Origin of the sequence: Rhizobium indicum (assembly GCF_005862305.2) — a bacterium.
Taxonomy (GTDB): domain Bacteria; phylum Pseudomonadota; class Alphaproteobacteria; order Rhizobiales; family Rhizobiaceae; genus Rhizobium; species Rhizobium indicum.
In genome coordinates, this window is the sequence record NZ_CP054021.1 from 775,025 (window position 1) to 801,581 (window position 26,557).

At 60.0% G+C, this 26,557-nt stretch carries 31 protein-coding genes; 1 reads left to right on the forward strand and 30 read right to left on the reverse strand.

The window, feature by feature from the left end; genetic code table 11:
• Window positions 1–43 precede the first annotated feature (43 nt).
• From FFM53_RS03805 to rpsL, 27 genes are all read right to left on the reverse strand, one after another.
• Entirely contained in the window at window positions 44–694 is a 651-nt protein-coding gene (locus FFM53_RS03805) for an adenylate kinase (RefSeq protein WP_138391186.1), read from the reverse strand.
• The gene (gene secY / locus FFM53_RS03810) at window positions 691–2,031 is read right to left on the reverse strand and encodes a preprotein translocase subunit SecY (protein ID WP_003547569.1); all 1,341 of its coding nucleotides are present in this window, start codon (window positions 2,029–2,031) and stop codon (window positions 691–693) included. Before secY ends, FFM53_RS03805 begins: the two co-directional genes overlap by 4 nt.
• A 234-nt stretch (window positions 2,032–2,265) precedes the next feature.
• Window positions 2,266–2,742 (reverse strand): 50S ribosomal protein L15, encoded by a 477-nt coding sequence (gene rplO, locus FFM53_RS03815; protein WP_003547567.1) that lies wholly within the window; start codon window positions 2,740–2,742, stop codon window positions 2,266–2,268.
• A gap of 16 nt (window positions 2,743–2,758) precedes the next feature.
• Window positions 2,759–2,968 (reverse strand): 50S ribosomal protein L30, encoded by a 210-nt coding sequence (gene rpmD, locus FFM53_RS03820; RefSeq protein WP_003547566.1) that lies wholly within the window; start codon window positions 2,966–2,968, stop codon window positions 2,759–2,761.
• A gap of 14 nt (window positions 2,969–2,982) precedes the next feature.
• The gene (gene rpsE / locus FFM53_RS03825; protein WP_003547565.1) at window positions 2,983–3,552 is read right to left on the reverse strand and encodes a 30S ribosomal protein S5; all 570 of its coding nucleotides are present in this window, start codon (window positions 3,550–3,552) and stop codon (window positions 2,983–2,985) included.
• Between the two features lie 131 nt (window positions 3,553–3,683).
• The gene (gene rplR, locus FFM53_RS03830) at window positions 3,684–4,046 is read right to left on the reverse strand and encodes a 50S ribosomal protein L18 (RefSeq protein WP_003547564.1); all 363 of its coding nucleotides are present in this window, start codon (window positions 4,044–4,046) and stop codon (window positions 3,684–3,686) included.
• Between the two features lie 12 nt (window positions 4,047–4,058).
• The gene (gene rplF / locus FFM53_RS03835) at window positions 4,059–4,592 is read right to left on the reverse strand and encodes a 50S ribosomal protein L6 (protein ID WP_003547563.1); all 534 of its coding nucleotides are present in this window, start codon (window positions 4,590–4,592) and stop codon (window positions 4,059–4,061) included.
• Between the two features lie 42 nt (window positions 4,593–4,634).
• On the reverse strand, window positions 4,635–5,033 hold the full coding sequence (rpsH, locus tag FFM53_RS03840) for a 30S ribosomal protein S8 (RefSeq protein WP_003547562.1): 399 nt from the start codon (window positions 5,031–5,033) through the stop codon (window positions 4,635–4,637).
• 12 nt (window positions 5,034–5,045) lie between these two features.
• Window positions 5,046–5,351, reverse strand: a complete 306-nt coding sequence (gene rpsN / locus FFM53_RS03845; RefSeq protein ID WP_003547561.1) for a 30S ribosomal protein S14 — start codon at window positions 5,349–5,351, stop codon at window positions 5,046–5,048.
• A gap of 32 nt (window positions 5,352–5,383) precedes the next feature.
• On the reverse strand, window positions 5,384–5,941 hold the full coding sequence (rplE, locus tag FFM53_RS03850) for a 50S ribosomal protein L5 (RefSeq protein WP_018067987.1): 558 nt from the start codon (window positions 5,939–5,941) through the stop codon (window positions 5,384–5,386).
• A complete protein-coding gene (gene rplX, locus FFM53_RS03855) occupies window positions 5,934–6,242 on the reverse strand; it encodes a 50S ribosomal protein L24 (RefSeq protein ID WP_003547559.1) in 309 nt (102 codons plus the stop codon). Before rplX ends, rplE begins: the two co-directional genes overlap by 8 nt.
• A gap of 11 nt (window positions 6,243–6,253) precedes the next feature.
• On the reverse strand, window positions 6,254–6,622 hold the full coding sequence (rplN, locus tag FFM53_RS03860) for a 50S ribosomal protein L14 (protein WP_003573790.1): 369 nt from the start codon (window positions 6,620–6,622) through the stop codon (window positions 6,254–6,256).
• A gap of 259 nt (window positions 6,623–6,881) precedes the next feature.
• Window positions 6,882–7,121, reverse strand: coding sequence for a 30S ribosomal protein S17 (gene rpsQ, locus FFM53_RS03865; protein WP_003547557.1), 240 nt, complete (start codon window positions 7,119–7,121; stop codon window positions 6,882–6,884).
• 12 nt (window positions 7,122–7,133) lie between these two features.
• Window positions 7,134–7,334: a 50S ribosomal protein L29 gene (gene rpmC / locus FFM53_RS03870; RefSeq protein ID WP_003547556.1), complete on the reverse strand. Its 201-nt coding sequence runs from the start codon at window positions 7,332–7,334 to the stop codon at window positions 7,134–7,136.
• A gap of 12 nt (window positions 7,335–7,346) precedes the next feature.
• Window positions 7,347–7,760, reverse strand: a complete 414-nt coding sequence (gene rplP, locus FFM53_RS03875) for a 50S ribosomal protein L16 (protein ID WP_003547555.1) — start codon at window positions 7,758–7,760, stop codon at window positions 7,347–7,349.
• 36 nt (window positions 7,761–7,796) lie between these two features.
• On the reverse strand, window positions 7,797–8,528 hold the full coding sequence (gene rpsC / locus FFM53_RS03880; protein ID WP_003547554.1) for a 30S ribosomal protein S3: 732 nt from the start codon (window positions 8,526–8,528) through the stop codon (window positions 7,797–7,799).
• The gene (rplV, locus tag FFM53_RS03885) at window positions 8,528–8,917 is read right to left on the reverse strand and encodes a 50S ribosomal protein L22 (protein ID WP_003547553.1); all 390 of its coding nucleotides are present in this window, start codon (window positions 8,915–8,917) and stop codon (window positions 8,528–8,530) included. Before rplV ends, rpsC begins: the two co-directional genes overlap by 1 nt.
• A gap of 2 nt (window positions 8,918–8,919) precedes the next feature.
• Window positions 8,920–9,198 (reverse strand): 30S ribosomal protein S19, encoded by a 279-nt coding sequence (gene rpsS, locus FFM53_RS03890; RefSeq protein WP_003547552.1) that lies wholly within the window; start codon window positions 9,196–9,198, stop codon window positions 8,920–8,922.
• Window positions 9,199–9,213: 15 nt separating this feature from the next.
• Complete coding sequence (gene rplB / locus FFM53_RS03895; protein ID WP_003547551.1) at window positions 9,214–10,050, reverse strand: 50S ribosomal protein L2; 837 nt, start codon at window positions 10,048–10,050, stop codon at window positions 9,214–9,216.
• 11 nt (window positions 10,051–10,061) lie between these two features.
• A complete protein-coding gene (locus FFM53_RS03900; RefSeq protein WP_003547550.1) occupies window positions 10,062–10,355 on the reverse strand; it encodes a 50S ribosomal protein L23 in 294 nt (97 codons plus the stop codon).
• Window positions 10,352–10,972 (reverse strand): 50S ribosomal protein L4, encoded by a 621-nt coding sequence (rplD, locus tag FFM53_RS03905; RefSeq protein ID WP_003547549.1) that lies wholly within the window; start codon window positions 10,970–10,972, stop codon window positions 10,352–10,354. The genes FFM53_RS03900 and rplD overlap by 4 nt, the downstream gene beginning before the upstream one ends.
• Window positions 10,973–10,985: 13 nt before the next feature.
• On the reverse strand, window positions 10,986–11,627 hold the full coding sequence (rplC, locus tag FFM53_RS03910) for a 50S ribosomal protein L3 (RefSeq protein WP_003547548.1): 642 nt from the start codon (window positions 11,625–11,627) through the stop codon (window positions 10,986–10,988).
• A gap of 39 nt (window positions 11,628–11,666) precedes the next feature.
• Window positions 11,667–11,975 (reverse strand): 30S ribosomal protein S10, encoded by a 309-nt coding sequence (gene rpsJ, locus FFM53_RS03915; RefSeq protein WP_003547547.1) that lies wholly within the window; start codon window positions 11,973–11,975, stop codon window positions 11,667–11,669.
• Between the two features lie 154 nt (window positions 11,976–12,129).
• Entirely contained in the window at window positions 12,130–13,305 is a 1,176-nt protein-coding gene (gene tuf / locus FFM53_RS03920; RefSeq protein ID WP_020049533.1) for an elongation factor Tu, read from the reverse strand.
• Between the two features lie 68 nt (window positions 13,306–13,373).
• A complete protein-coding gene (gene fusA / locus FFM53_RS03925) occupies window positions 13,374–15,473 on the reverse strand; it encodes an elongation factor G (protein ID WP_017993648.1) in 2,100 nt (699 codons plus the stop codon).
• Between the two features lie 29 nt (window positions 15,474–15,502).
• A complete protein-coding gene (gene rpsG / locus FFM53_RS03930) occupies window positions 15,503–15,973 on the reverse strand; it encodes a 30S ribosomal protein S7 (RefSeq protein ID WP_011651422.1) in 471 nt (156 codons plus the stop codon).
• A gap of 76 nt (window positions 15,974–16,049) precedes the next feature.
• Window positions 16,050–16,421, reverse strand: coding sequence for a 30S ribosomal protein S12 (gene rpsL, locus FFM53_RS03935; protein WP_003547537.1), 372 nt, complete (start codon window positions 16,419–16,421; stop codon window positions 16,050–16,052).
• Between the two features lie 497 nt (window positions 16,422–16,918).
• On the opposite strand from rpsL, the gene FFM53_RS03940 reads away from it, so the two are divergent.
• Entirely contained in the window at window positions 16,919–17,212 is a 294-nt protein-coding gene (locus FFM53_RS03940; RefSeq protein WP_003547528.1) for a hypothetical protein, read from the forward strand.
• Between the two features lie 137 nt (window positions 17,213–17,349).
• On the opposite strand, the gene rpoC is transcribed toward FFM53_RS03940, so the two are convergent.
• The 3 genes from rpoC to rplL form a co-directional block, all read right to left on the reverse strand.
• Window positions 17,350–21,558: a DNA-directed RNA polymerase subunit beta' gene (gene rpoC, locus FFM53_RS03945; RefSeq protein WP_026158635.1), complete on the reverse strand. Its 4,209-nt coding sequence runs from the start codon at window positions 21,556–21,558 to the stop codon at window positions 17,350–17,352.
• Window positions 21,559–21,748: 190 nt separating this feature from the next.
• Window positions 21,749–25,888: a DNA-directed RNA polymerase subunit beta gene (rpoB, locus tag FFM53_RS03950; protein ID WP_012757017.1), complete on the reverse strand. Its 4,140-nt coding sequence runs from the start codon at window positions 25,886–25,888 to the stop codon at window positions 21,749–21,751.
• A 262-nt stretch (window positions 25,889–26,150) separates the two neighbouring features.
• On the reverse strand, window positions 26,151–26,528 hold the full coding sequence (gene rplL, locus FFM53_RS03955) for a 50S ribosomal protein L7/L12 (RefSeq protein ID WP_003547523.1): 378 nt from the start codon (window positions 26,526–26,528) through the stop codon (window positions 26,151–26,153).
• Between the last annotated feature and the right edge of the window lie 29 nt (window positions 26,529–26,557).

Consider the following 26,557-nt stretch of genomic DNA (forward strand, 5'->3'; position numbering starts at 1 on the left):
ACTGCTGAAAAGCAACCGTTCCGCCAAGTTTATTTTCAAAGCCTTAAAGCTTGGAAAGAATGCTTTCGACCTCGGCGGTCACCTGATCAATCTCTGCCATGCCGTCCACGGACTTGAGTTTGCCCTTGGCATGGTAATAGCCGATCAGCGGTGAGGTCTCCTTGTAGTAAACCTGCAGCCGAGCCGTCATGGTCTCCGGAGTGTCATCAGGACGGCGCTTGAAGTGGGTGGAACCGCACTTGTCGCACACACCCTCGGCAGCCGGAACCTTATCGGTATCGTGATAGACGCTGCCGCACTGTGCACAGGAGTAGCGACCGGCAACGCGACGAACCAGCTCGTCGTCATTGACACGGAATTCGATGACGACCGAAAGGTCGAGACCCTTCGCCTTCAGCATCACCTCGGTGGCGTCCGCCTGGACGAGCGTCCTGGGGAAGCCGTCGAGGATGAAGCCGTTGGCGCAATCGGGTTGATCGATACGCTCGGAAACGATGGCGATAACGATCTCATCCGAGACGAGCTTGCCGGCGTCCATGACCGCCTTCGCGCGCTTGCCGACATCGGTGCCGGCGTTAACCGCTGCACGCAGCATGTCCCCCGTGGAAAGCTGCGGAATGCCGTGCTTTTCCACGATCCGCTGGGCCTGGGTTCCCTTACCCGCGCCCGGCGGCCCCAAAAGGATAAGTCTCATCGCCCCCTCTTTCCTCCACGCAACTTCGATTTCTTGATCAGGCCTTCGTATTGCTGCGCGATCAGGTGACCCTGGATCTGTGCAACCGTATCAAGAGTTACGCTAACCACGATCAAAAGCGAAGTCCCACCAAGGGCTAATGGAATGCCGGTTTGCGACACCAATATCTCCGGAAGGATGCAGACGAAGACGAGATAGAGCGCGCCGATCACCGTGATCCGGGTCAGCACGTAGTCGATATATTCGGCGGTGCGGTCGCCCGGACGGATGCCGGGAATGAAGCCACCATGCTTCTTCAGATTGTCAGCCGTGTCCTTCGGATTGAAGACGATGGCCGTATAGAAAAAGGCGAAGAACGCGATCAGCGCCGCATAGAGCACCATATAGAGTGGCTGGCCATGACCGAGGGCCGCGACGATCGATGTCGCCCAGGAGGGCATTGCCGTGGTGCTGGCAAAGCCCGCAATCGTTGCCGGCAGAAGCAGCAGCGACGATGCGAAGATTGCCGGAATGACACCTGATGTATTGAGTTTCAACGGCAGGTGGGACGTGTCGCCCTGGAACATCCGGTTGCCAACCTGGCGCTTCGGATACTGGATCAGCAGCCGGCGCTGGGCGCGCTCGACGAAGACGATGATGGCGATAACGGCAATCGCGACGATGATCACGAGCAGGATCAGCGGGGTCGACAGCGCGCCGGTGCGGCCGAGTTCGAGCGTGCCGGCAAGAGCCGTGGGAAGGCCGGCGGCGATGCCGGCGAAGATGATCAGCGAGATGCCGTTGCCGATGCCGCGCGAGGTGATCTGCTCGCCGAGCCACATCAGGAACATCGTGCCGCCGAGCAGCGTCAGAACGGTGGAGACGCGGAAGAACCAGCCGGGGTCGACGACGAGGCCCTGGCCGCTCTCAAGGCCGGCGGCAATGCCATAAGCCTGGAGCGCACCGAGGATGACGGTACCATAGCGGGTATACTGGTTGATGATCTTACGGCCCTGCTCGCCTTCCTTCTTGAGGTTTTCGAGCGCCGGCACGACCGACGTCATCAGCTGCACGATGATCGAGGCGGAGATATAGGGCATGATGCCGAGCGCGAAGATCGCCATGCGCTCAACGGCGCCGCCCGAAAACATGTTGAAAAGGCCGAGAATGCCGCCTGCCTGGCCGCGGAAAGCCTGGGCATAGGCTTCGGGATTGAGACCCGGAAGCGGAATATGCGTGCCAAGTCGGTAGACGAGGAGAGCTGCCAGTGTGAACCACAAGCGCTTCTTCAAATCCTCGGCTTTGGCGAAGGTCGAAAAATTGAGGTTGGATGCCAATTGTTCCGCTGCAGAAGCCATGCGTTTCTCCGCGCTACCAATTCCGGCGTCTCTGGGGGACAGGCCGGACCCGGAATCAGTATGAAATTATTCAAAACCGGGCTTAGGACGGATTGCAACGCAACCCCATGCCTCACCCTTGTTTTCGAGTCTTACCGGCATGACGCGGGCGCGCCAGCCAAGTTTTTGTGAGGCCCACATATGGGAGCAAAATCGCCCGGTGTGAAGCACCCCGGGCGATATATCATCAGATTATTATTCGGCTGCAGCCGGAGCCGAAAGCAGCGTCACGGTGCCGCCGGCCTTTTCGATCTTCTCGACGGCAGGCTTGGAGGCGCCTGCAACGACGATGGTGATCTTGGCCTTGATCTCGCCGTCGGCGAGAACGCGAACGCCGTCCTTGACGCGGCGGATGACACCAGCAGCCTTGAGGGCGGCTGCGTCAACGGTCGTCTTGGCATCGAGCTTGCCGGCGTCAATCGCCGTCTGGATGCGGGCCAGCGACACGACAACAAAATCGGAAGCGAAAATGTTGTTGAAGCCGCGCTTCGGCAGGCGACGATAGATCGGCATCTGGCCGCCTTCGAAGCCGTTGATGGCGACGCCCGAACGGGACTTCTGACCCTTCACGCCGCGACCACCAGTCTTGCCCGAGCCCGAGCCGATACCGCGGCCGAGGCGCTTGCGGCTGTGGGTCGAGCCTTCGTTGTCCTTGATTTCATTGAGTTTCATGAGCGTTTCCTCCGTCTCACTTCTCGTCGACGACGCGAACGAGATGCTGGACAGCACGGATCATGCCACGAACGGAAGGGGTATCCTCCAGTGTGCGGCGACGGTGCATCTTGTTCAGTCCGAGACCGATCAGCGTGCGCTGCTGGACATCCGGACGGCGAATCGGGCTGCCGATCTGTTCGATCGTGACAGTCTTCGCTTCAGCCTTCTTAGTAGCCTTGGCCATCTGTCAAACTCCTCTTATTCTTCAGAGGCGTTGCCGGAGGCGCTACGACGAGCCTGCAGCGTTGCATACTTGATGCCGCGCTGAGCTGCGATGTCCTTCGGGTGAACCTGGTGCTTCAGAGCGTCGAAGGTGGCGCGAACCATGTTGTAGGGGTTCGACGAACCGGTCGACTTGGCGACGACGTCGTGCATGCCGAGTGTTTCGAATACGGCGCGCATCGGACCGCCGGCGATGATGCCGGTACCGACCTTGGCCGAGCGCAGCAGAACCTTGCCGGCGCCGTGGCGACCGTGAACGTCGTGATGCAGCGTACGGCCGTCACGCAGCGGTACGAAGATCAGTTCGCGCTTGGCGGCTTCGGTTGCCTTGCGGATGGCTTCCGGCACTTCACGTGCCTTGCCATGGCCGAAGCCAACGCGGCCCTTCTGGTCGCCAACGACGACGAGTGCTGCGAAACCGAAACGACGGCCGCCCTTGACGACCTTGGCGACGCGGTTGATCGCGACAAGCTTGTCGACGAATTCGCTATCGCGCTCTTCACGGCTCTGGCGGTCGTCCCGCTGCGGCCTTCTTTCCTGTGCCATTGTCCTCTTCCTTTTTCTTTTCCGGGTGCAATCGGCAAACAAATGTGGACCGCATTAGCCTCCCCTTTCGGAGAGTGCCTGCGGTCCGGCGAAAATCCGGCCGGCGCTTGAGGCGTCCGGCCGGAAACTGATCAGAAGGTGAGACCGCCTTCGCGGGCCGCTTCGGCGAGAGCCTTGATGCGGCCGTGATAGATGAAGGCGCCACGGTCGAACACGACTTCCGTAACACCGGCCTTGGAGGCGCGCTCTGCGAGGAGCTTGCCCACAACGGTAGCGGCGGCGGTATCGGCACCGGTCTTCAGAGAACCGCGCAGATCCTTCTCGAGGGTGGAGGCAGACGCAAGCGTCTTGCCGGCCACGTCATCGATGACCTGGGCGTAGATGTTCTTCGAGGAGCGATGAACCGACAGGCGCGGACGGCCGTTGGCCACCGACTTGAGATGACGGCGCACGCGGTTGGCACGACGTGCAAGTGCTTCTTTCCTGCTAGCCATTTCGCGTGATCCTTACTTCTTCTTGCCTTCTTTGCGGACGATCCGCTCGTCAGCGTACTTGACGCCCTTGCCCTTGTAGGGCTCGGGACCGCGATATTCGCGGATTTCGGCGGCAACCTGACCGACCTGCTGCTTGTTGATGCCGCTGACGACGATTTCCGTCGGCTTCGGAACAACGATCGAGATACCGACCGGCGGCTCGTAGATCACGTCATGGCTGAAACCGAGGGCCAGCTGCAGGTTCTTGCCCTGCATGGCGGCGCGGTAACCGACGCCGTTGATTTCAAGCTTGCGCTCGAAACCGTCCTTGACGCCCTTGAAGATGCCTTCGATCATCGTGCGGGACATGCCCCACTTTGAGCGCGCATCCTTGGTCTGATTCACCGGCGTCACGACGACGGCGTTATTTTCAAGCTTGAGGCTGATTTCGTCGTTAGCAACGAAAAACAGCTCGCCCTTCGGGCCCTTTGCAGTCACCTTCTGGCCATCGACCGTAGCCGTGATCCCAGCAGGCACCTGAACGGGCTTTTTACCGATACGAGACATGTTTCAATCCTGTCTGTTCGCTATGGAGATCCCTGCTCGATCTTAGAAGACCGAGCAAAGAACCTCGCCACCAACGTTCTGTTCGCGAGCCTGGTGATCGGCCATCACACCCTTCGGAGTCGAAAGGATGGTGATGCCGAGACCGTTCGCGACCTGCGGAATGGACTTGACCGAGACATAAACCCGGCGGCCCGGCTTGGACACACGGCCGATCTCACGGATCACCGATGCGCCTTCATAATATTTCAGCTCGATGCTGAGTTCCGACTTGCCATTGCCGAAATCGACAACGGAGTAGCCACGGATGTAGCCTTCGGACTGCAGAACATCGAGAACACGTGCACGGAGCTTCGAAGCAGGCGTCGAGACCGACGACTTGCGGCGGGAAGCGCCGTTACGGATGCGAGTGAGCATATCGCCCAACGGATCAGTCATTGTCATGTAACCTGCTCCTTACCAGCTCGACTTGACGATACCCGGCACCTTGCCGAGATTGCCGAGTTCACGCAGCGCAATACGCGACATGCGCAGTTTGCGGTAATATGCGCGCGGACGCCCCGAAACTTCGCAACGGTTGCGAATACGGGTCTTCGATCCATCACGCGGCAGGGATGCCAGCTTGATCGAGGCCTTGAACCGCTCTTCGATCGGAAGAGCCTGGTTCATGATGATCGCCTTCAACCCAGCCCGCTTAGCGGCCTGGTTAGCGACCGTAGTACGGCGGCGCTTGTTCTTTTCAACTGCGCTTGTCTTCGCCATGTCAGGTTCCTTTTCTACGCTCGTCGTTACGGTTATTGACGGAACGGGAAGCTGAACTCTTTCAGAAGAGCCCGTGCTTCGTCGTCGGTCGTCGCCGTCGTGCAAACGATGATGTCCATGCCCCACATCTGATCAACCTTGTCGTAGTTGATCTCAGGGAACACAATGTGCTCCTTGATGCCCATGGCGAAGTTGCCACGGCCGTCAAAGCTTTTCGGGTTCAGGCCGCGGAAGTCGCGAACGCGCGGGAGCGCGATGTTCACGAGACGGTCCATGAACTCGTACATGCGGGCGCCGCGCAGGGTGACCTTCGCGCCGATCGGCATCTGTTCGCGGACCTTGAAGCCTGCGATAGAGTTACGTGCGCGGGTGATGACCGGCTTCTGGCCGGCGATCGCTGCGAGGTCGGCGGCAGCTACCGTCGGCTTCTTCGAGTCAGCGGTCGCTTCGCCGACACCCATGTTGATCACGATCTTGTCGAGCTTCGGGATCATCATCTCGTTGGCGTAGGAGAACTGCTCCTGCATCGCCTTGCGGATGCGCTCGACATATTCCTTCTTGAGCCGCGGCTCATATTTTGCCTCAGCCATCGATCACTTCTCCAGAACGCTTGGCCACACGGACCTTCTTGCCGTCAACAACCTTGAAACCGACGCGGGTCGGCTTGCCGTCCTTGTCGATGATTGCAACGTTGGACAGGTGAACCGGGGCTTCCTTGTTGATGATGCCGGCTTCCTGGGTCTGCGTCTGGCGCTGGTGGCGCTTGACGACGTTGACGCCACGAACAACGGCACGATCTTCCTTCGGCATGACCTGGACAACTTCGCCGGTACGGCCCTTGTCCTTGCCAGCGAGCATGACGACCTTGTCGCCCTTACGAATCTTCTGCATCGCTTCGCTCCTTACAGTACTTCGGGAGCCAGCGAGATGATCTTCATGTGGTTCTTGGCGCGAAGTTCGCGCGGAACCGGTCCGAAGATACGGGTGCCGATCGGCTCTTTCTTGTTGTCGATGAGGACTGCTGCGTTGGTGTCGAAGCGGATGACGGAGCCATCCGGACGACGGATGTCCTTAGCGGTGCGAACGACAACCGCCTTCATCACGTCACCCTTCTTCACACGGCCGCGCGGGATCGCTTCCTTGATCGAAACGACGATGACGTCGCCGATCGAGGCATACTTGCGCTTCGAGCCGCCCAGCACCTTGATGCACATGACACGACGTGCGCCGGAATTATCCGCGACGTCGAGGTTTGTTTGCATCTGAATCATATCAGGTCGCCTTCTTGGTTTACCGGAATGGTTGGGCTAGCCCCCTACTCCGGCTTATGAAAATTTTCGCCGGCCGAGCTGCCATGACGGCAGCACAGACGCGGCAATAGCTGAATAGCGCGGGATCGATCGTGCCAGGGTGGTTTCCCGAACGGGACCTTCCGTGCGCTCAAAGCAAAAGAACGCCCGGCATTCGAGCGTTCTGACGCTGCTTCATACAGATATTTCGGCGAGACGCAAGGCCTCGCGCAAAATTCTGTTACTTGCCCTGGGCGGAAATTACCGTCCAGCGCTTGTCCTTGGAGATCGGCGCGCATTCCTCGATGGATACGGTATCGCCAATCTTGTACTGATTGTTCTCGTCGTGGGCCTTGTACTTCTTGGAACGACGAACGGTCTTCTGGAGCAGCGGGTGAGCGAAACGACGCTCGACACGAACCACTACCGTCTTCTCGTTCTTGTCGCCAACGACGACGCCCTGCAGGATGCGCTTCGGCATATTTTTCTTCCTTTAGGCCTTAACTTCTGCCGCCTTCTGGCGGGCAATGGTTTTCACGCGGGCGATGTCCTTGCGGACTTCGTTGATGCGCGAGGACTTTTCGAGCTGGCCGGTCGCCTTCTGGAAGCGCAGGTTGAACTGCTCCTTCTTCAGCTTGGCAAGCTCGTCCTTGAGTTGGTCGGCGGTGAAACCGCGAACGTCTGAGGCTTTCATGAGCTCAATCCCTTACTCTGCAATGCGCTGAACGAAGCGCGTCTTGACCGAGAGCTTGGCAGAGCCGAGGCGAAGCGCCTCACGGGCGATTTCTTCGCTGACACCGTCGATCTCGAACATCATACGGCCAGGTTTGACCTTGCATGCCCAGTATTCAACGGAGCCCTTACCCTTACCCATACGGACTTCGGTCGGCTTTTTGGTTACCGGAACGTCCGGGAACACGCGGATCCATACACGGCCGGCGCGCTTCATATAACGCGTGATCGCGCGGCGGGCCGCTTCGATCTCGCGCGCGTTGACGCGGTTGGGTTCCTGTGCCTTCAGGCCGAATTCGCCGAATGCCAGGTCAGAACCGCCCTTGGCGACGCCCTTGATGCGGCCCTTGAACTGCTTGCGGTACTTGGTACGCTTTGGCTGCAACATTTTCTTATTCTCCGAACTTCTCTGCCACGCGCGCTATCAAGCGTTGTCGCGGCGACGGTCTCTGTCGCGGTCACGATCACGGCTTGCCGGACCCTGGGCGTCACCTTCCATCGCGCGGCGCTCGGAAGCCATCGGATCATGCTCAAGGATTTCGCCCTTGAAGATCCAGACCTTGATGCCGCAGATGCCGAACGCGGTTTCTGCTTCAGCCGTGCCGTAGTCGATGTCGGCGCGCAGCGTGTGCAACGGCACACGACCTTCGCGGTACCATTCCGTACGGGCGATTTCAGCGCCACCGAGACGGCCGGCGCAGGTGATCTTGATGCCTTCGGCGCCAAGACGCATCGCGGACTGAACGGCGCGCTTCATGGCGCGACGGAAAGCCACGCGACGCTCGAGCTGCTGGGCGATCGACTGAGCGACCAGCGTCGCATCGACTTCGGGCTTGCGCACTTCGACGATGTTGAGGTGCGTTTCCGAATTGGTCATCTCCGACAGCTTCTTGCGAAGCTTGTCGATGTCAGCGCCCTTGCGGCCGATGATCAGGCCCGGACGTGCCGAGTGGATCGTGACGCGGCACTTCTTGTGCGGACGCTCGATGACCACCTTGGAGATCCCGGCCTGCTTCAGTTCGCTCATGACGAACTTACGCATCTTCAGGTCTTCGTGCAGCAGCTGACCGTACTCGGCATTATCCGCAAACCAGCGGCTATCCCAGGTACGGTTAATGCCGAGACGGAAACCGATTGGATTGATTTTCTGACCCATTATGCGGCCTCCTCTGCTGCCTGCACTTCACGAACGACGATCGTCAGGTGCGCGAAGGGCTTTTCGATGCGCGACGCGCGACCGCGGCCACGAGCGTGGAAACGCTTCATGACGATCGACTTGCCGACATAGGCCTCGGCGACAACCAGCGAGTCGACGTCGAGATCGTGGTTGTTCTCGGCATTGGCGATCGCAGATTCGAGCGTCTTCTTGACGGCGCCTGCGATGCGCTTGCGGGAGAACTCCAGCTCAGCGAGTGCGCGCTCTACCTTCTTGCCACGGATAGCCGCAGCAACCAGGTTGAGCTTCTGGGGGCTGACGCGGAGCGTGCGGGCGACTGCTTGCGCCTCGTTGTCCTTCAGCCGGCGTTCGGCTTTTGCCTTGCCCATTGTTACTTCCTCTTCGCCTTCTTGTCCGCGCCGTGACCGTAGTAGGTGCGGGTCGGAGAGAATTCACCGAATTTGTGACCGACCATGTCTTCATTGACGCTGACCGGGATATGCTTGCTGCCGTTGTAGACGCCGAAGGTGAGACCGACGAACTGCGGCAGGATCGTGGAGCGTCGGCTCCAGATCTTGATCACTTCACTACGACCGCCTTCACGAACCTTCTCAGCCTTCTTGAGAAGATAGCCGTCAACGAACGGACCTTTCCATACTGAACGAGCCATTGGAGACTTCCTCTCTTACTTCTTACGCTGATGACGCGAGCGCATGATCATCTTGTCGGTCGACTTGTTCGACCGGGTGCGCTTGCCCTTGGTCGGCTTGCCCCACGGCGTCACCGGATGGCGACCACCGGAGGTGCGGCCTTCACCACCGCCGTGCGGATGGTCGACCGGGTTCATGACGACACCGCGGTTATGCGGACGCTTGCCGCGCCAAACGGTACGACCGGCCTTGCCGTCGTTGATGTTGGCGTGATCAGGGTTGGAGACCGCGCCGATCGAAGCAAGGCAGGAGCCATGAACGAGACGCTGTTCACCGGAGTTCAGGCGAAGGATCGCCATGCCCTGGTCGCGGCCGACGAGCTGTGCGTAGCCACCGGCGGAGCGAGCGATCTGACCACCCTTGCCCGGCTTCATTTCCACATTGTGGATGATGGAGCCGACCGGGATGAACTGCAGCGGCATGGTGTTGCCGGGCTTGACGTCGACAGCCTTCTCGGAAGCGATGACCTTGTCACCGGCAGCGAGACGCTGAGGAGCGAGAATATAAGCCTTCTCGCCGTCAGCATAGTTCACCAGCGCGATGAAAGCCGTGCGGTTCGGATCGTATTCGATACGCTCGACCGTGCCTTCGACGTCGAACTTGCGACGCTTGAAGTCGATCAGACGATAGGTGCGCTTGTGACCGCCGCCGATGAAGCGGGCGGTGATGCGGCCGAGGTTGTTACGACCGCCGCTCTTGGTCAGACCTTCCGTCAGCGCCTTGACCGGCTTGCCCTTGTAGAGGGCCGAACGGTCGACGATGACCAGCTGGCGCTGGCTCGGGGTGATCGGATTGAAAGTTTTCAATGCCATTTTCTTATACCTCAGAGACCGGTGGAGACGTCGATCGTCTGGCCTTCAGCCAGCGTCACAACAGCCTTCTTCACGTCCTTCTGCTTGCCGACGAAACCGCGGAACCGCTTGGTCTTGCCTTTGCGCAGCAGAGTGTTGACAGCCGTGACCTTGACGCCGAACAGCGCCTCGACCGCAGCCTTGATTTCCGGCTTCGTCGCCTGCTTGGCGACATTGAAAACAACCTGGTTGTTTTCGGATACCAGCGTGGACTTTTCGGTGATCGCCGGAGAGACGATCACATCGTAGTGGCGAAGATCGGTCACTTGAATCGCTCCTCTAGCGCTTCAACCGCAGCCTTGGAAAGCACGAGCTTGCCGCGGCGCACGATGTCGTAAACGTTGATGCCCTGGATCGGCAGAACATCGATGTTCGGGATGTTCTGAGCTGCGAGCTTGAAGTTGCCGTCAAGCTCTGCGCCGCCGATGAAGAGGGCGTTGGTCAGGCCGAGCGTCTCGAAAACAGACGCGAGCGACTTGGTCTTGGCTTCAGCGGCAACCAGGTTGTCGATGACGATGACGTCATCGGCCTTGATCTTGGCCGAAAGGGCGTGGCGAAGGCCGAGTGCACGAACCTTCTTCGGAAGATCGTGCTCGTGGCTGCGGACGACCGGGCCGTGAGCCTTACCGCCGCCGCGGAACTGCGGAGCGCGAGCCGAATGGTGGCGGGCGCGGCCCGTACCCTTCTGCTTGTACATCTTGGCGCCGGTGCGCGAAACTTCCGCGCGGCCCTTAGCCTTGTGCGTGCCCTGCTGCTTCTTGGCAAGCTGCCAGCGAATGACGCGGGCGAGAATGTCTTCACGGGGCTCGAGGCCGAAAATCGCGTCCGAAAGGGAAACCTTCCCGGCGTCTTTTCCCTCGAGGGTCTTGACGTTGAATTCCATTGATCTGGCTCCCTTACTTCGCGGCCGACTTGACGGCGTCGCGCACGATGATCCAAGCACCCTTGGAACCAGGAACAGCACCCTTGATCAGGATCAGACCACGATCTTCGTCGGTCGAAACCACTTCCAGGTTCTGCGTCGTGACGCGCGTCTGGCCCATGTGACCAGCCATCTTCTTGTTCTTGAAAACCTTGCCCGGATCCTGGCGCGAGCCGGTCGAACCGTGCGAACGGTGAGACACCGACACACCGTGCGTGGCACGCAGACCGCCGAAACCGTGGCGCTTCATGGCGCCGGCAAAACCCTTACCGATCGTGGTGCCCGTCACGTCGACGAGCTGACCGGCTGCAAAGTGACCCGCCTTGATCTCAGTGCCGACCTCAAGCAGCTGATCTTCCGAAACGCGGAATTCAGTGAGCTTGGCCTTCGGCTCGACGTTGGCGATGGCAAAGTTGCCACGCATCGCCTTGGACGTGTTCTTCACCTTCGCCTGGCCGGCACCGAGCTGAACTGCGGTATAGCCATTCTTTTCGACAGTGCGCGTGGCTACGACCTGGCAGCCTTCCATACGCAGTACCGTTACCGGGACATGCTCGCCGGCGTCGTTATAGACGCGGGTCATTCCCACCTTCTGTGCAATCACACCTGAACGCATCGGTTCAATCCTTCTCACTCAGCCCGAAGACCCGAGGTCTCAGAGCTTGATCTCAACATCGACACCGGCGGCGAGATCGAGCTTCATCAGCGCGTCTACCGTCTGCGGGGTCGGGTCAACGATATCGAGAAGGCGCTTATGCGTGCGCATCTCGAACTGTTCGCGGCTCTTCTTGTCGATGTGCGGGGACCGGTTGACCGTAAACTTCTCGATGCGGGTCGGAAGCGGAACGGGGCCCCGGACGCTTGCACCGGTGCGCTTAGCCGTCGATACGATCTCACGCGTGGAGGCGTCGAGAATCCGGTGATCGAACGCCTTCAGGCGGATGCGGATATTCTGGCCGTTCATTCGACTTTATCCTTGTGTCTGTTATCCGCGTGTCACCACTTAGGGACACGGCTTACCTTCAGTTACGTTAGCGGGCCACCGGTTTCAAAGATCGAGAGGGACACCGAGATCGGCGTCCCTATCCTTTCCTTGGGCCAGGTGGCCCAGCCGCTAATTACTCGACGATCGACGCGACGATACCGGCGCCGACGGTGCGGCCGCCTTCGCGGATAGCGAAGCGCAGCTTTTCTTCCATCGCGATCGGAACGATCAGCTCGACCGATACCGTGACGTTGTCGCCCGGCATGACCATCTCGGTGCCTTCCGGCAGCGTTACGATGCCCGTCACGTCGGTCGTGCGGAAGTAGAACTGCGGACGGTAGTTGGTGAAGAACGGCGTATGACGGCCACCCTCTTCCTTCGTCAGGATGTAGGCTTCAGCCATGAACTTCTTGTGCGGCTTGACCGAACCCGGCTTGCACAGAATCTGGCCACGCTCAACGCCGTCACGGGTAACGCCGCGGATCAGCGCGCCGATGTTGTCGCCAGCCTGGCCCTGATCGAGCAGCTTGCGGAACATTTCAACGCCGGTCACCGTCGTCTTCGTCGTCGGGCGGATGCCGACGATCTCGACTTCTTCGCCAACCTTGACAATGCCACGCTCGACGCGGCCGGTCACAACCGTACCGCGGCCAGAGATCGAGAACACGTCTTCGATCGGCAGCAAGAACGGCAGGTTGATCGGACGCTCAGGCGTCGGGATGTAGGCGTCGACAGCAGCCATCAGTTCGCGGATCGCGTCTTCGCCGATCTTCTTGTCCGAATCTTCGAGAGCAGCAAGCGCTGAACCCTTGACGATCGGGATATCGTCGCCCGGGAAGTCGTAGGACGACAGCAGTTCACGAACTTCGAGCTCGACCAGTTCGAGAAGCTCGGCGTCGTCAACCTGGTCGACCTTGTTCAGGAACACAACGATTGCCGGAACGCCGACCTGGCGAGCCAGCAGGATGTGTTCGCGCGTCTGCGGCATCGGGCCGTCAGCGGCCGAGCACACCAGGATCGCGCCGTCCATCTGGGCAGCACCGGTGATCATGTTCTTGACGTAGTCGGCGTGGCCGGGGCAGTCGACGTGGGCGTAGTGGCGGGCCGGCGTCTCGTATTCAACGTGAGCCGTCGAAATCGTGATGCCACGCGCCTTTTCTTCCGGAGCCGCGTCGATCTGGTCGTACGCCTTGTACTCACCGAAGTACTTCGTGATCGCTGCCGTCAGAGACGTCTTGCCGTGGTCAACGTGGCCAATCGTGCCAATGTTGACGTGCGGCTTGTTGCGCTCAAACTTACTCTTTCCCATTTTCGGGTCTCCGTTTTGCTAGTCCCCGAAGGGATCTAATTCTTGTTATCGGTCAATTGGTATTCCGGTCACTTCTGACCGGAATACTTTGCCTGGATTTCAGTTGCGACGTTCGACGGGACCGGCGAATAGTGATCGAAGGTCATCGTGTACTGGGCGCGGCCCTGGGACATGGAGCGCAGGTTGTCGACGTATTTGAACATGTTCGCGAGCGGGACGTTCGCGTTGATGACGACGGCGATACCACGGCTTTCCTGGCCCTGGATCTGACCGCGACGGGAGTTCAGGTCGCCGATAACGTCGCCGACGTAATCTTCCGGGGTGACGACTTCGACCTTCATCATCGGCTCGAGCAGCTGAGCGCCGGCCTTCCTGGCTGCTTCACGGAAGCAGGCACGCGATGCGATTTCGAAGGCAAGAACCGAGGAGTCGACGTCGTGGAAGGCGCCGTCGATGAGGGTCGCCTTGACGCCGAGCATCGGGAAGCCTGCGAGCGGACCCGAAGACAGAACGCTTTCGATGCCCTTCTGGACGCCGGGGATATATTCCTTCGGAACGGAACCGCCGACGATCTTCGATTCGAACTTGAATTCGTCGCCGTCCGGGTTCGGTTCGAAGACGATCTTGACGCGCGCGAACTGGCCGGTACCACCGGACTGCTTCTTGTGCGTGTAGTCTTCTTCATGCGTCCGGGTGATGGTTTCGCGGTAGGCAACCTGCGGCGCGCCGACAGTTGCTTCGACCTTGAATTCACGACGCATGCGGTCGACGATGATGTCGAGATGCAGTTCGCCCATGCCGGCGATGATGGTCTGGCCTGATTCCTGGTCGGTCTTGACGCGGAAGGACGGATCTTCAGCAGCCAGGCGGTTGAGCGCGAGGCCCATCTTTTCCTGGTCGCCCTTGGTCTTCGGCTCGATGGCGATCTGGATGACCGGCTCCGGGAATTCCATGCGCTCGAGGATAACCGGCTTCAGCGGATCGCAGAGCGTGTCGCCCGTCGTGGTTTCCTTGAGGCCAGCGAGAGCAACGATGTCGCCTGCGAAGGCTTCTTCGATGTCTTCACGCGAGTTGGAGTGCATCTGCAGCATACGGCCGACGCGCTCGCGCTTGTCCTTGACCGTGTTGATGACCGACGTGCCCTTCTCGAGCTTGCCGGAGTAGATGCGGGCGAAGGTCAGCGAACCGACGAAGGGGTCGTTCATGATCTTGAAGGCGAGCATGGAAAGCGGCTCGCTGTCATCGGCATGACGCTCGATTTCGGCTTCCGTCTTGAAATCGATGCCCTTGATCGCCGGGATGTCCATCGGCGACGGCAGGTAGTCGACGACGGCGTCGAGCAGCGGCTGCACGCCCTTGTTCTTGAAGGCGGTGCCGCAGAACATCGGATGGAACTTGACGTCGATCGTGCCGCGGCGAACCAGCGCACGGATCTGATCGTTGTCGGGCAGAATGCCTTCGAGGTAAGCTTCGGTGGCGGCTTCGTCGATGTCGACGACCGTCTCGATCAGCTTTTCGCGATATTCTTCAGCCTTGGCCTTCATGTCCTCGGGGATCTCGACGACATCCCACTGGGCGCCGAGCGACTCGTCGCGCCAGATGAGTGCGTTCATCTCGACCAGGTCGATGACGCCCTTGAATTCGGTTTCTGCACCGATCGGCAGCTGCATGACGACAGCCGTTGCACCGAGACGGGTCTTGATCATCTCGACGGAGCGGTAGAAGTCCGCACCGGTCTTGTCCATCTTGTTGCAGAAGATCATCCGCGGGACATTGTACTTTTCAGCCTGACGCCAGACGGTTTCCGTCTGCGGCTCAACACCGGCGTTAGCGTCGAGCAGCGCGATGGCGCCGTCGAGAACGCGCAGCGAACGCTCGACTTCAATGGTGAAGTCGACGTGGCCGGGAGTGTCGATGATGTTGAAGCGGCGCGTTTTGCCGTCACGGCCCTTCCAGTAGGTCGTGGTGGCAGCAGAGGTGATCGTGATGCCACGCTCCTGCTCCTGCTCCATCCAGTCCATGGTGGCTGCGCCGTCGTGGACTTCGCCGATCTTGTGCGACTTGCCGGTGTAATAAAGAATACGCTCGGTGGTCGTGGTCTTGCCGGCGTCGATATGCGCCATGATACCGAAATTACGGTAGTCTTCGATCTTATATTCGCGAGCCATTGTGGACTGCCTTTCGATACCGTTCGGAATTACCAGCGATAGTGCGAGAACGCGCGGTTGGCGTCAGCCATCTTGTGCGTGTCTTCGCGCTTCTTGACGGCGGAGCCGCGGTTGTTGGACGCATCGAGCAGTTCGCCGGAAAGGCGGTCAACCATAGTCGTTTCATTGCGCTTGCGGGCAGCAGCGATCAGCCAGCGAATAGCAAGAGCCTGGCGGCGCTCCGGACGAACATCGACGGGGACCTGATAGGTCGCACCACCGACACGACGCGAGCGAACTTCAACGTGCGGGGCAATGTTCTCAAGCGCAGAGTGGAAAACCGTGAGCGGCTCCTGCTTGGCCTTGCCCTGGACTACGTCGAACGCACCGTAGACGATGTTTTCAGCAACGGACTTCTTGCCGTCGAGCATGATGGCATTCATGAACTTGGTGACGACGAGATCGCCGAACTTCGGGTCCGGATTGATCTCGCGCTTTTCTGCTTTATGACGTCTGGACATATTTTGTCTCTTCAACCGTTAAGGCGCTTCATGACGCGGAGGACCTCGCGCAGCGCCGGATTATTCAAAAACCGAATTACTTCGGACGCTTCGCGCCGTACTTGGAGCGGCGCTGCTTGCGGTTCTTGACACCCTGGGTATCGAGAACGCCGCGGATGATGTGATAACGGACACCCGGAAGGTCCTTGACGCGGCCGCCACGGATCATGACGACGGAGTGTTCCTGAAGGTTGTGACCTTCGCCGGGGATGTATCCAATGACTTCGAAGCCGTTGGTCAGGCGGATCTTTGCGACCTTACGCAGAGCCGAGTTCGGCTTCTTCGGCGTCGTCGTGTAGACGCGCGTGCAAACGCCGCGCTTCTGCGGGTTCTCCTGGAGTGCGGGAACCTTGTTACGCTTTACGTTCGCCTGGCGAGGCTTGCGGATCAGCTGGTTTACGGTAGGCATTCAACCATCCCTTACGTTTTATCTCAGTACCCTTGCGGGCTTGAACTCGCGCCGTCTCCGGCAGTGACGCGCGCTTTCCGTCAATGCGCAAAATATGGCCCGATCCGCTTCCGCAGATGGACCACAAGGAGCAGAGGACGCATAGAATATGCGTCGTGCGTGCAGCATCATGACTTCAACGTGCGTTTAGAACCTTGTTTGAGGTGAACTTCAGGGCGAGTCGCCCCGAACAGCCAAGCCTCACATGGGATCTGATGGCCGGGGTACTACTGGTTTCCACCCGTCTCGTCAAGGCCGGTTAAGAAATAAACTCGCCGTATCGCCTTGATATGCCGGCCGAACGCCCTGTTTCATCCTTCTAGACGAATTCACGGCTGTGCCCCAAGATAAAAACTTGGGCATTGCAGCAAAAGCAGTTAAGGAATCAGCAATTGCGGCGTTCGGCCCTCCCAGCAGGATTCGAGCGACCGAATCGTCAAAGAGCCGAAGGACAGGCGATGATCACGACACCTGATAACGACAATAATTTCGACGGCCCGATGATCTTCATCATCATCGGCAAGGGCTACGAGTCCGACGCCAGCGAAGGCATCGACCTGCACATCATGCTGAAGGCGCCTGACGACGACACTGCCGTACGCGAGGCCTTGAACGCCCTAGCCGAGGAAGGCTTCATCGAGGCAGATCTCGACCAGATCGGCATGCTGACCGAGGTCCCGGCCGAAGAGCCGCACGCATCTGCCTACCAGGGCGCCGTCGAAGGCGAAGTCGCGATCATCCGGTTCAACTGAAGGGAGCCGCTGGTCACGCTGTCAAGGCGGCATAAGCGGAAGCAGCCTCCCTCCCCGCCAAATAATCAGAGCAGATAAAACAAAAACCGCCCGGATCGCTCCGGGCGGTTTTTCAATTTATCGACTTCAGCCGCGGGTTATTCCGCAGCCGGAGCCTTTTCGGCCATGTCCTGCAGCATCGGCGTGGCAACGGCAGCACCCGTGCCCTTGCGGCGCTCTTCGAGGATCATCTCGTCGCGCGACGTGGCGATGCGGCGGATCTGGGTCATGGTGCCGCCGGTACCGGCCGGGATGAGGCGGCCGACGATGACGTTTTCCTTCAGACCCTGCAGACCGTCGGTCTTGCCGGCGATTGCAGCTTCCGTCAGCACCTTGGTCGTTTCCTGGAAGGACGCGGCCGAGATGAAGGACGGGGTCTGCAGCGATGCCTTGGTGATGCCGAGAAGAACCGGATCGCCGTAGGCTGGCTTCTTGCCCTGCTCGATCAGGTGATCGTTGACGTCTTCGAGCTCGATCCGGTCGACATTGTCGCCGACGATATAGGTCGAGTCGCCTGCATCGGTGATTTCCACCTTCTGCAGCATCTGACGGACAATCACCTCGATGTGCTTGTCGTTGATGACGACGCCCTGCAGGCGGTAGACTTCCTGGATCTCGTTGACGAGGTAGGAGGCCAGAGCCTCCACGCCCTTGATCGCCAGGATGTCGTGCGGAGCCGGGTTACCGTCGAGGATGTAGTCACCCTTTTCGATATAGTCGCCTTCCTGAAGGTGGAAGGGCTTGCCCTTCGGGATCAGGTATTCGACAGGCTCGACACCGTCTTCCGCCGGCTCGATGATGACGCGACGCTTGTTCTTGTAGTCGCGGCCGAGACGGATCGTACCATCGATCTCTGCGATGATGGCGTGGTCCTTCGGACGGCGGGCTTCGAACAGCTCGGCAACACGCGGCAGACCGCCGGTGATGTCCTTGGTCTTGGCGCTTTCGAGCGGCGAACGGGCGAGAACGTCACCCTGGGAGACCTTCGTGCCCGGCTCGACCGACAGGATCGCATCGACCGAGAGGAAGAAGCGGGCGTCACCACCACGGGAAAGCTTGGCGATATTGCCGCTGGCATCCTTGATGACGATCGCCGGCTTGAGGTCCGAGCCGCGCGGGGTCGAACGCCAGTCGATGACCTGACGCTTGGTGATGCCGGTCGATTCGTCGGTCGCTTCCAGAACGGAGAGACCGTCGACCAGATCTTCAAACTGAACGGTACCGGCCACTTCCGTCATCATCGGACGGGTGTAGGGGTCCCACTCCGCCAGGCGCTGGCCGCGCTTGACCTTGTCGCCTTCGTCGACATGCAGCTTCGAACCGTAGGCCACACGCTGCGACGACCGCTCGACACCACGTTCGTCCAAGATCTGGACGGTCATGTTGCGGCCCATGGCAACGAGGTTGCCATCGGAGTTGCGCAGGATGTTGCGATTCTTGATCTGCACCGTACCTTCGTACGAGGCTTCGAGGAACGACTGGTCGACCACGGTTGCCGTACCGCCAAGGTGGAAGGTACGCATGGTGAGCTGGGTGCCCGGCTCGCCGATCGACTGAGCAGCGATGACGCCGACGGCTTCGCCCATATTGACCGGCGTACCACGCGCGAGGTCGCGGCCGTAGCAGACCGAGCAGACGCCCGTCTGGATTTCGCAGGTCAGTGCCGAGCGGATGCGGATCGACTGGATGCCAGCCTTCTCGATTTCGACGACGTCGGGCTCGAGGATCATCCTGCCGGCATCGACGATGCGCTCACCCGTGACCGGATGATCGATGTCGTCGAGCGCCGTGCGGCCGAGGATACGGGCGCCGATCGAGGCAACCACCTGGCCGGCATCGACGATGGCGGTCATGGTGAGGCCTGTCTGCGTTCCGCAATCGACGTGCGTGACGATGCAATCCTGCGCGACGTCGACGAGACGGCGGGTCAGGTAGCCGGAGTTGGCGGTCTTCAGGGCGGTGTCTGCCAGACCCTTACGGGCGCCGTGGGTCGAGTTGAAGTACTCGTTGACGGTCAGGCCTTCCTTGAAGTTCGAGATGATTGGGGTCTCGATGATTTCGCCAGACGGCTTGGCCATGAGGCCACGCATGCCGCCCAGCTGGCGCATCTGGTTCGGAGAACCGCGGGCACCGGAGTGGCTCATCATGTAGATCGAGTTCATCGGCTTCTGGCGACCGGTCTTCTCGTCGAATTCGACCGCCTTGATGCGCGCCATCATCTCTTCGGCGACCTTTTCGGTCGCCTTGCCCCAGGCGTCGACAACCTTGTTGTACTTCTCGCCCTGGGTGATGAGGCCGTCATTGTACTGCTGCTCGTATTCCTTCACCAGGTTTTCGGTGTCGGCAACGATCTTGGCCTTGGCATCCGGAATGACCATGTCGTCCTTGCCGAACGAAATGCCGGCGCGGCAGGCGTGGGCGAAGCCGAGCTGCATGATGCGGTCGCAGAAAATGACCGTGTCCTTCTGGCCGCAATGGCGATAGACCGTGTCGATCATCTTCGAGATGTTCTTCTTGGTCATTTCCTGGTTGCAGATATCGAAGGGCACCTTGCCGTTCTTCGGCAACAGTTCGCCGATGAGCAGACGGCCAGGCGTCGTCTCATAGATCTTCGAGTAAGGCTTGCCATCCTCGTCGACCGACTTGAAGCGGCCGCGGATCTTGGTGTGCAGCGTCACGACCTTGCTTTCGAGGGCGTGATGCAGCTCGCCGAGATCGGAGAAGGCCATGCCTTCGCCCGGCTCGTTCTGGTTGAGGATCGACAGATAGTAGAGGCCGAGAACCATGTCCTGCGAGGGAACGATGATCGGCGCGCCGTTGGCCGGATGCAAGATGTTATTGGTCGACATCATCAGCACGCGGGCTTCGAGCTGGGCTTCGAGCGACAGCGGCACGTGAACGGCCATCTGGTCGCCGTCGAAGTCGGCGTTGAAGGCCGTGCAGACGAGCGGATGCAGCTGGATCGCCTTGCCTTCGACCAGGATAGGTTCGAAGGCCTGGATGCCCAGGCGGTGCAGCGTCGGTGCGCGGTTCAAGAGAACCGGATGCTCGCGGATGACCTCGTCGAGGATATCCCAGACCTCAGGCTTTTCCTTTTCGACCAGCTTCTTGGCCTGCTTGACGGTCGAGGAGTAACCCTTGGCGTCGAGGCGGGCATAGATGAACGGCTTGAAGAGCTCGAGCGCCATCTTCTTCGGCAGGCCGCACTGGTGCAGCTTCAGTTCCGGACCGGTGACGATGACCGAACGGCCGGAATAGTCGACGCGCTTGCCGAGCAGGTTCTGGCGGAAGCGGCCCTGCTTGCCCTTCAGCATGTCGGAGAGCGACTTCAGCGGACGCTTGTTGGCGCCGGTGATGACACGGCCGCGACGGCCGTTGTCGAACAGCGCGTCAACGGATTCCTGCAGCATGCGCTTTTCGTTGCGGATGATGATGCCAGGCGCACGAAGCTCGATCAGGCGCTTCAGACGGTTGTTACGGTTGATGACGCGGCGGTAGAGATCGTTCAGATCCGACGTCGCGAAACGGCCGCCGTCGAGCGGAACCAGCGGACGCAGATCCGGCGGGATGACCGGAACGACCTTCATGATCATCCATTCCGGACGGTTGCCCGACTCCATGAAGTTCTCGACGATCTTCAAGCGCTTCATCAGCTTCTTCTGCTTGAGATCCGACGTGGTGTCGGCAAGCTCGGCACGCAGGTCGCCAGCGATCTTTTCGAGGTTCATCGAGGCCAGCATCTCGTAGATCGCCTCGGCGCCGATCATCGCGGTGAACTGGTCTTCGCCGTATTCGTCGACAGCGAGCATGTACTCTTCTTCCGAGAGGAGCTGGTGCTCCTTCAGGGCGGTCAGGCCCGGCTCGGTGACGATGTAGTTTTCGAAGTAGAGGACGCGCTCGACATCCTTCAGCGTCATGTCGAGCAGCGTCGAAATGCGTGATGGCAGCGACTTCAGGAACCAGATGTGGGCAACGGGAGCGGCGAGCTCGATATGGCCCATGCGCTCACGGCGAACGCGCGACAGCGTGACTTCGACGCCGCACTTTTCGCAGATGATGCCCTTGTACTTCATGCGCTTGTACTTGCCGCACAGGCATTCGTAGTCCTTGATCGGCCCGAAGATGCGCGCGCAGAACAGACCGTCGCGTTCCGGCTTGAACGTACGGTAGTTGATGGTTTCCGGCTTCTTGATCTCACCGTAAGACCAGGAGAGGATCTTCTCCGGAGACGCGATCGAAATCCGAATGGAATCGAAATTCTGTGCAGGCACCTGCGGATTGAAAAGATTCATGACCTCTTGGTTCATGCCTGTCTCCTTCATGGGCTAAAGCGCCCTCAAAATGCGATGGTCGGCGGCAAATTCCCGGGAGCCGCCTCCCTCGCTTAAACGAGAATAACCGCTGGATGCGGCGAAACTTCCCTTCCGGGCCGACACGGATACGGCGCCCGGTGGGACCGGCGTGCGCCGCGTTGGCAGCGCACGCCCTATCAAGTGCTTACTCGGCCGCGTCGGGCAGCTGAGCTGCCTGCGCCTCGTCAAGCTTGGTGTTCTCGAGCTCGACGCTGAGGCCCAGCGAGCGCATTTCCTTGACGAGAACGTTGAAGCTTTCCGGAATACCGGCTTCGAACGTGTCGTCTCCGCGGACGATGGCTTCGTAGACCTTGGTGCGGCCGGCGACGTCGTCCGACTTCACCGTCAGCATTTCCTGCAGCGTGTAGGCCGCGCCGTATGCTTCGAGCGCCCAGACTTCCATTTCGCCGAAGCGCTGGCCGCCGAACTGCGCCTTGCCGCCCAGCGGCTGCTGGGTCACGAGCGAGTAAGGACCGATCGAACGAGCGTGGATCTTGTCGTCGACCAAGTGGTTGAGCTTCAGCATGTAGATGTAGCCCACGGTCACCTGACGGTCGAACTGCTCACCGGTACGGCCATCATAGAGCGTCGACTGACCGCTATCCTTGAGACCTGCCAGACGCAGCATGTCGTTGACGTCGGCTTCGTTCGCGCCGTCGAAAACAGGCGTCGCAATCGAAACGCCGCGCTTCCACTGGTCGGCGAGACGCAGAACCGAGTCGTCGTCGAACTCATGAACCTGCTCGGCCTTCGGGCCGTCTCCGACGACATCGCCGATGGTCTTGCGCAGCGGCTCAATGTTGCCATTGGCCTTGTATGCGTCGATCAGTTCGCCGATCTGGCGACCCATGCCGGCGCAAGCCCAACCCAGATGCGTTTCCAGGATCTGGCCGACGTTCATGCGCGAAGGCACGCCGAGCGGGTTCAGAACGACGTCGACGTGCGTACCGTCTTCGAGGAAAGGCATGTCCTCCACCGGCACAATGCGCGAAACGACGCCCTTGTTCCCGTGACGGCCGGCCATCTTGTCGCCCGGCTGGATCTTGCGCTTTACGGCGACGAAGACCTTGACCATCTTCATGACGCCAGGAGGCATTTCATCGCCGCGCTGGACCTTTTCGACCTTGTCCATGAAGCGCTGTTCAAGGCGCGACTTGGATTCGTCGTACTGACCGCGGAGCGCTTCGAGTTCGCTCTGGACCTTTTCGTCTTCGACCGCAAACATCCACCACTGCGAGCGGGGATATTCGGAGACGACGGCGTTCGAAAGCTCGGCTCCCTTCTTGAAGCCCTTCGGGCCGGCGATGGAGGCCTGGCCACGCAGCATCTCGATCAGACGGCCGTAGACGTTACGGTCGAGGATCGCCTGCTCGTCGTCGCGGTCCTTTGCCAGACGCTCGATTTCTTCGCGCTCGATCGCCATCGCGCGCTCGTCCTTTTCAACGCCGTGGCGGTTGAAGACGCGGACTTCGACGATGGTGCCGTAGGTGCCGGGCGGCATGCGCATGGAGGTGTCGCGCACGTCGGAGGCCTTTTCGCCGAAGATGGCGCGCAGAAGCTTTTCTTCCGGCGTCATCGGGCTTTCGCCCTTCGGTGTGATCTTGCCGACGAGGATATCGCCCGGCTGAACTTCGGCGCCGATATAGACGATGCCGGCTTCGTCGAGGTTCTTCAGCGCTTCTTCCGAAACGTTCGGAATATCGCGGGTGATTTCCTCAGGACCAAGCTTGGTGTCGCGCGCCATCACTTCGAATTCCTCGATGTGAATGGAGGTGAACACGTCGTCGGCGACGATACGCTCGGAGAGCAGGATCGAGTCTTCGTAGTTGTAGCCGTTCCAGGGCATGAACGCGACGAGCGCGTTGCGGCCGAGTGCCAGGTCGCCGAGATCGGTCGACGGGCCGTCGGCGAGGATGTCGCCGCGGTTGACCTCGTCACCGACGGTGACCAGCGGACGCTGGTTGACGCAGGTGTTCTGGTTCGAACGCTGGAACTTCTGCAGGCGGTAGATATCGACGCCGGACTTGCCGGCTTCGAGGTCTTCCGTGGCGCGGATAACGATACGCGTCGCGTCGACCTGGTCGACCACGCCGCCGCGGCGGGCGCCGATGGCAGCACCCGAGTCACGGGCGACGACCGGCTCCATGCCGGTACCGACGAACGGAGCTTCGGCACGCAGCAGCGGCACTGCCTGACGCTGCATGTTCGAGCCCATGAGCGCGCGGTTGGCGTCGTCGTTTTCCAGGAACGGGATAAGCGCGGCTGCGACCGAAACGACCTGCTTCGGCGAGACGTCCATCAGGTTCATGCTATCGCGCGGGGCGAGCATGACTTCGCCGGCATGACGGCAGACGACGAATTCGTCGACGAAGGAACCGTCAGCGTTCATCTCGGCGTTGGCCTGGGCGACGTAGTACTTCGCCTCTTCCATGGCGGAGAGGTAGAGCACGTCGCTCGTCACCTTGCCGTCGACGATGCGGCGGTACGGGCTTTCGATGAAGCCGTACTTGTTGACGCGGGCAAAGGTAGCAAGCGAGTTGATGAGACCGATGTTCGGGCCTTCCGGCGTTTCGATCGGGCAGATGCGGCCATAGTGGGTCGGATGCACGTCGCGGACTTCGAAGCCGGCGCGCTCACGGGTCAGACCGCCCGGGCCAAGAGCCGAAAGACGGCGCTTGTGGGTGATTTCCGAGAGCGGGTTGACCTGGTCCATGAACTGCGAAAGCTGCGAGGAACCGAAGAATTCACGCACGGCAGCAGCTGCCGGCTTGGCATTGATCAGATCCTGCGGCATGACCGTGTCGATCTCGATCGAGGACATGCGTTCCTTGATCGCGCGCTCCATGCGAAGCAGGCCGAGACGGTACTGGTTTTCCATCAGCTCGCCGACCGAACGGACGCGGCGGTTGCCGAGGTTGTCGATGTCGTCGATCTCGCCCTTGCCGTCGCGCAGTTCGACCAGCATCCTGACCACGGCCAGGATGTCGTCCTTGCGCAGGATGCGGACGGTGTCTTCGACGGTCAGGTCGAGGCGCATGTTCATCTTGACGCGGCCAACGGCGGAGAGGTCGTAACGCTCCGCATCGAAGAACAGCGAGTTGAACATGGCTTCGGCCGATTCCATGGTCGGCGGCTCACCCGGACGCATGACGCGGTAGATGTCGAACAGAGCGTCCTGACGGTTCTCGTTCTTGTCAGCTGTCAGCGTGTTGCGGATATAGGCGCCGACATTGATGTGATCGATGCCGAGAACCGGGATCTCGTCGAAGCCGTTCGCCAGGATGATACCAAGCGTCTTCTCGTCGATTTCGTCGCCGGCCTCGAGGTAGATTTCACCCGTCGAGTAGTTGACGATATCGCCGGCAAGGTAGTTGCCATACAGATCGTCGTCGGCGGCCTTGAGGGCCTTCAGACCCTTGTCGGACAGTGTGCGCAGCAGGCGCGGGGTCAGCTTCTTGCCGGCTTCGACGACGACTTCGCCGGTATCGGCGTCGACCATCTCGGTGATCGCCTTGGCACCCTTCAGCGTTTCCGGCTTGAAGGGAATGCGCCAGCCTTCGCCGTCGCGCTTGTAGAGCGACTTCGTGTAGAAGGTGTCGAGGATTTCCTCGCCGTCCATGCCGAGCGCCATCAGCAGCGACGTGACAGGGATCTTACGGCGGCGGTCGATACGAGCATAGACGATGTCCTTGGCGTCGAATTCGATATCGAGCCAGGAACCGCGATAGGGGATGACGCGCGCAGCAAAGAGCAGCTTGCCGGACGAATGGCTCTTGCCCTTGTCGTGGTCGAAGAAGACGCCCGGCGAACGGTGCATCTGGGAGACGATGACGCGCTCGGTGCCGTTGACGATGAACGTGCCGTTGTTGGTCATGAGCGGCATGTCGCCCATGTAAACGGACTGTTCCTTGATGTCCTTGATCGACTTCGCGCCGGTATCCTCGTCGATATCGAACACGATGAGGCGCAGCGTCACCTTCAGCGGCGCTGCATAGGTCAGGTCGCGCTGACGGCATTCGTCAACGTCAAACTTCGGCGGTTCGAACTCGTAGGACACGAATTCCAGCATGGATGCGCCGGAGAAATCGGTGATCGGGAAAACCGACTTGAAAACGGCCTGAAGACCCTCGTCGGGTCGGCCGCCCTTCGGCTCTTCAACCATCAGAAACTGGTCGTAGGACGCCTTCTGAACCTCGATGAGGTTCGGCATTTCTGCGACTTCGGGGATCTTACCAAAAAACTTGCGTACGCGCCTACGACCGTTGAACGAAAGGGTCTGAGCCATCGTCGCTCCTTCAAAATCTTGCACCCGGGCCTGCAACGGACGGGAACCGATGGCCAGTCGATCCCGTCAATCAATGAGTAGTTCAATCTCGTCCGACCCCAGAAAACGCTCAGCTCGGATTGCTGTGCTGCCCTCGGTGCGAGACCATCCTTTTGAAGAACCCATTACCCAAAAGCCGTTTCGACGCGGCTTTTGGGTAATTCGTTCAGAAAAACGGCAAATGGGAGGCAGTAGAGAACTGCCTCCCAAAAGCAGTTCAAGATTACTTGACGTCGGCCTTGGCGCCAGCGTCTTCAAGCTTCTTCTTGATGTCAGCGGCTTCAGCCTTGTTGACGCCTTCCTTGACAGCCTTCGGAGCGGCTTCAACGAGATCCTTGGCTTCCTTGAGGCCGAGACCAGTGATGGCGCGGACTTCCTTGATGACGTTGATCTTGTTGGCACCAGCTTCGACGAGGATGACGTCGAATTCGGTCTTTTCTTCTTCAACGACAGCAGCAGCAGCACCGCCGGCAGCGGCAGCAACAGCTACCGGAGCAGCAGCGGAAACGCCCCACTTTTCTTCGAGAAGCTTCGACAGTTCTGCAGCTTCCAGAACGGTCAGCGAGGAGAGGTCGTCAACGATCTTTGCGAGATCAGCCATTTTACTAGTTCCTTTTGTTCGGTTCGAAC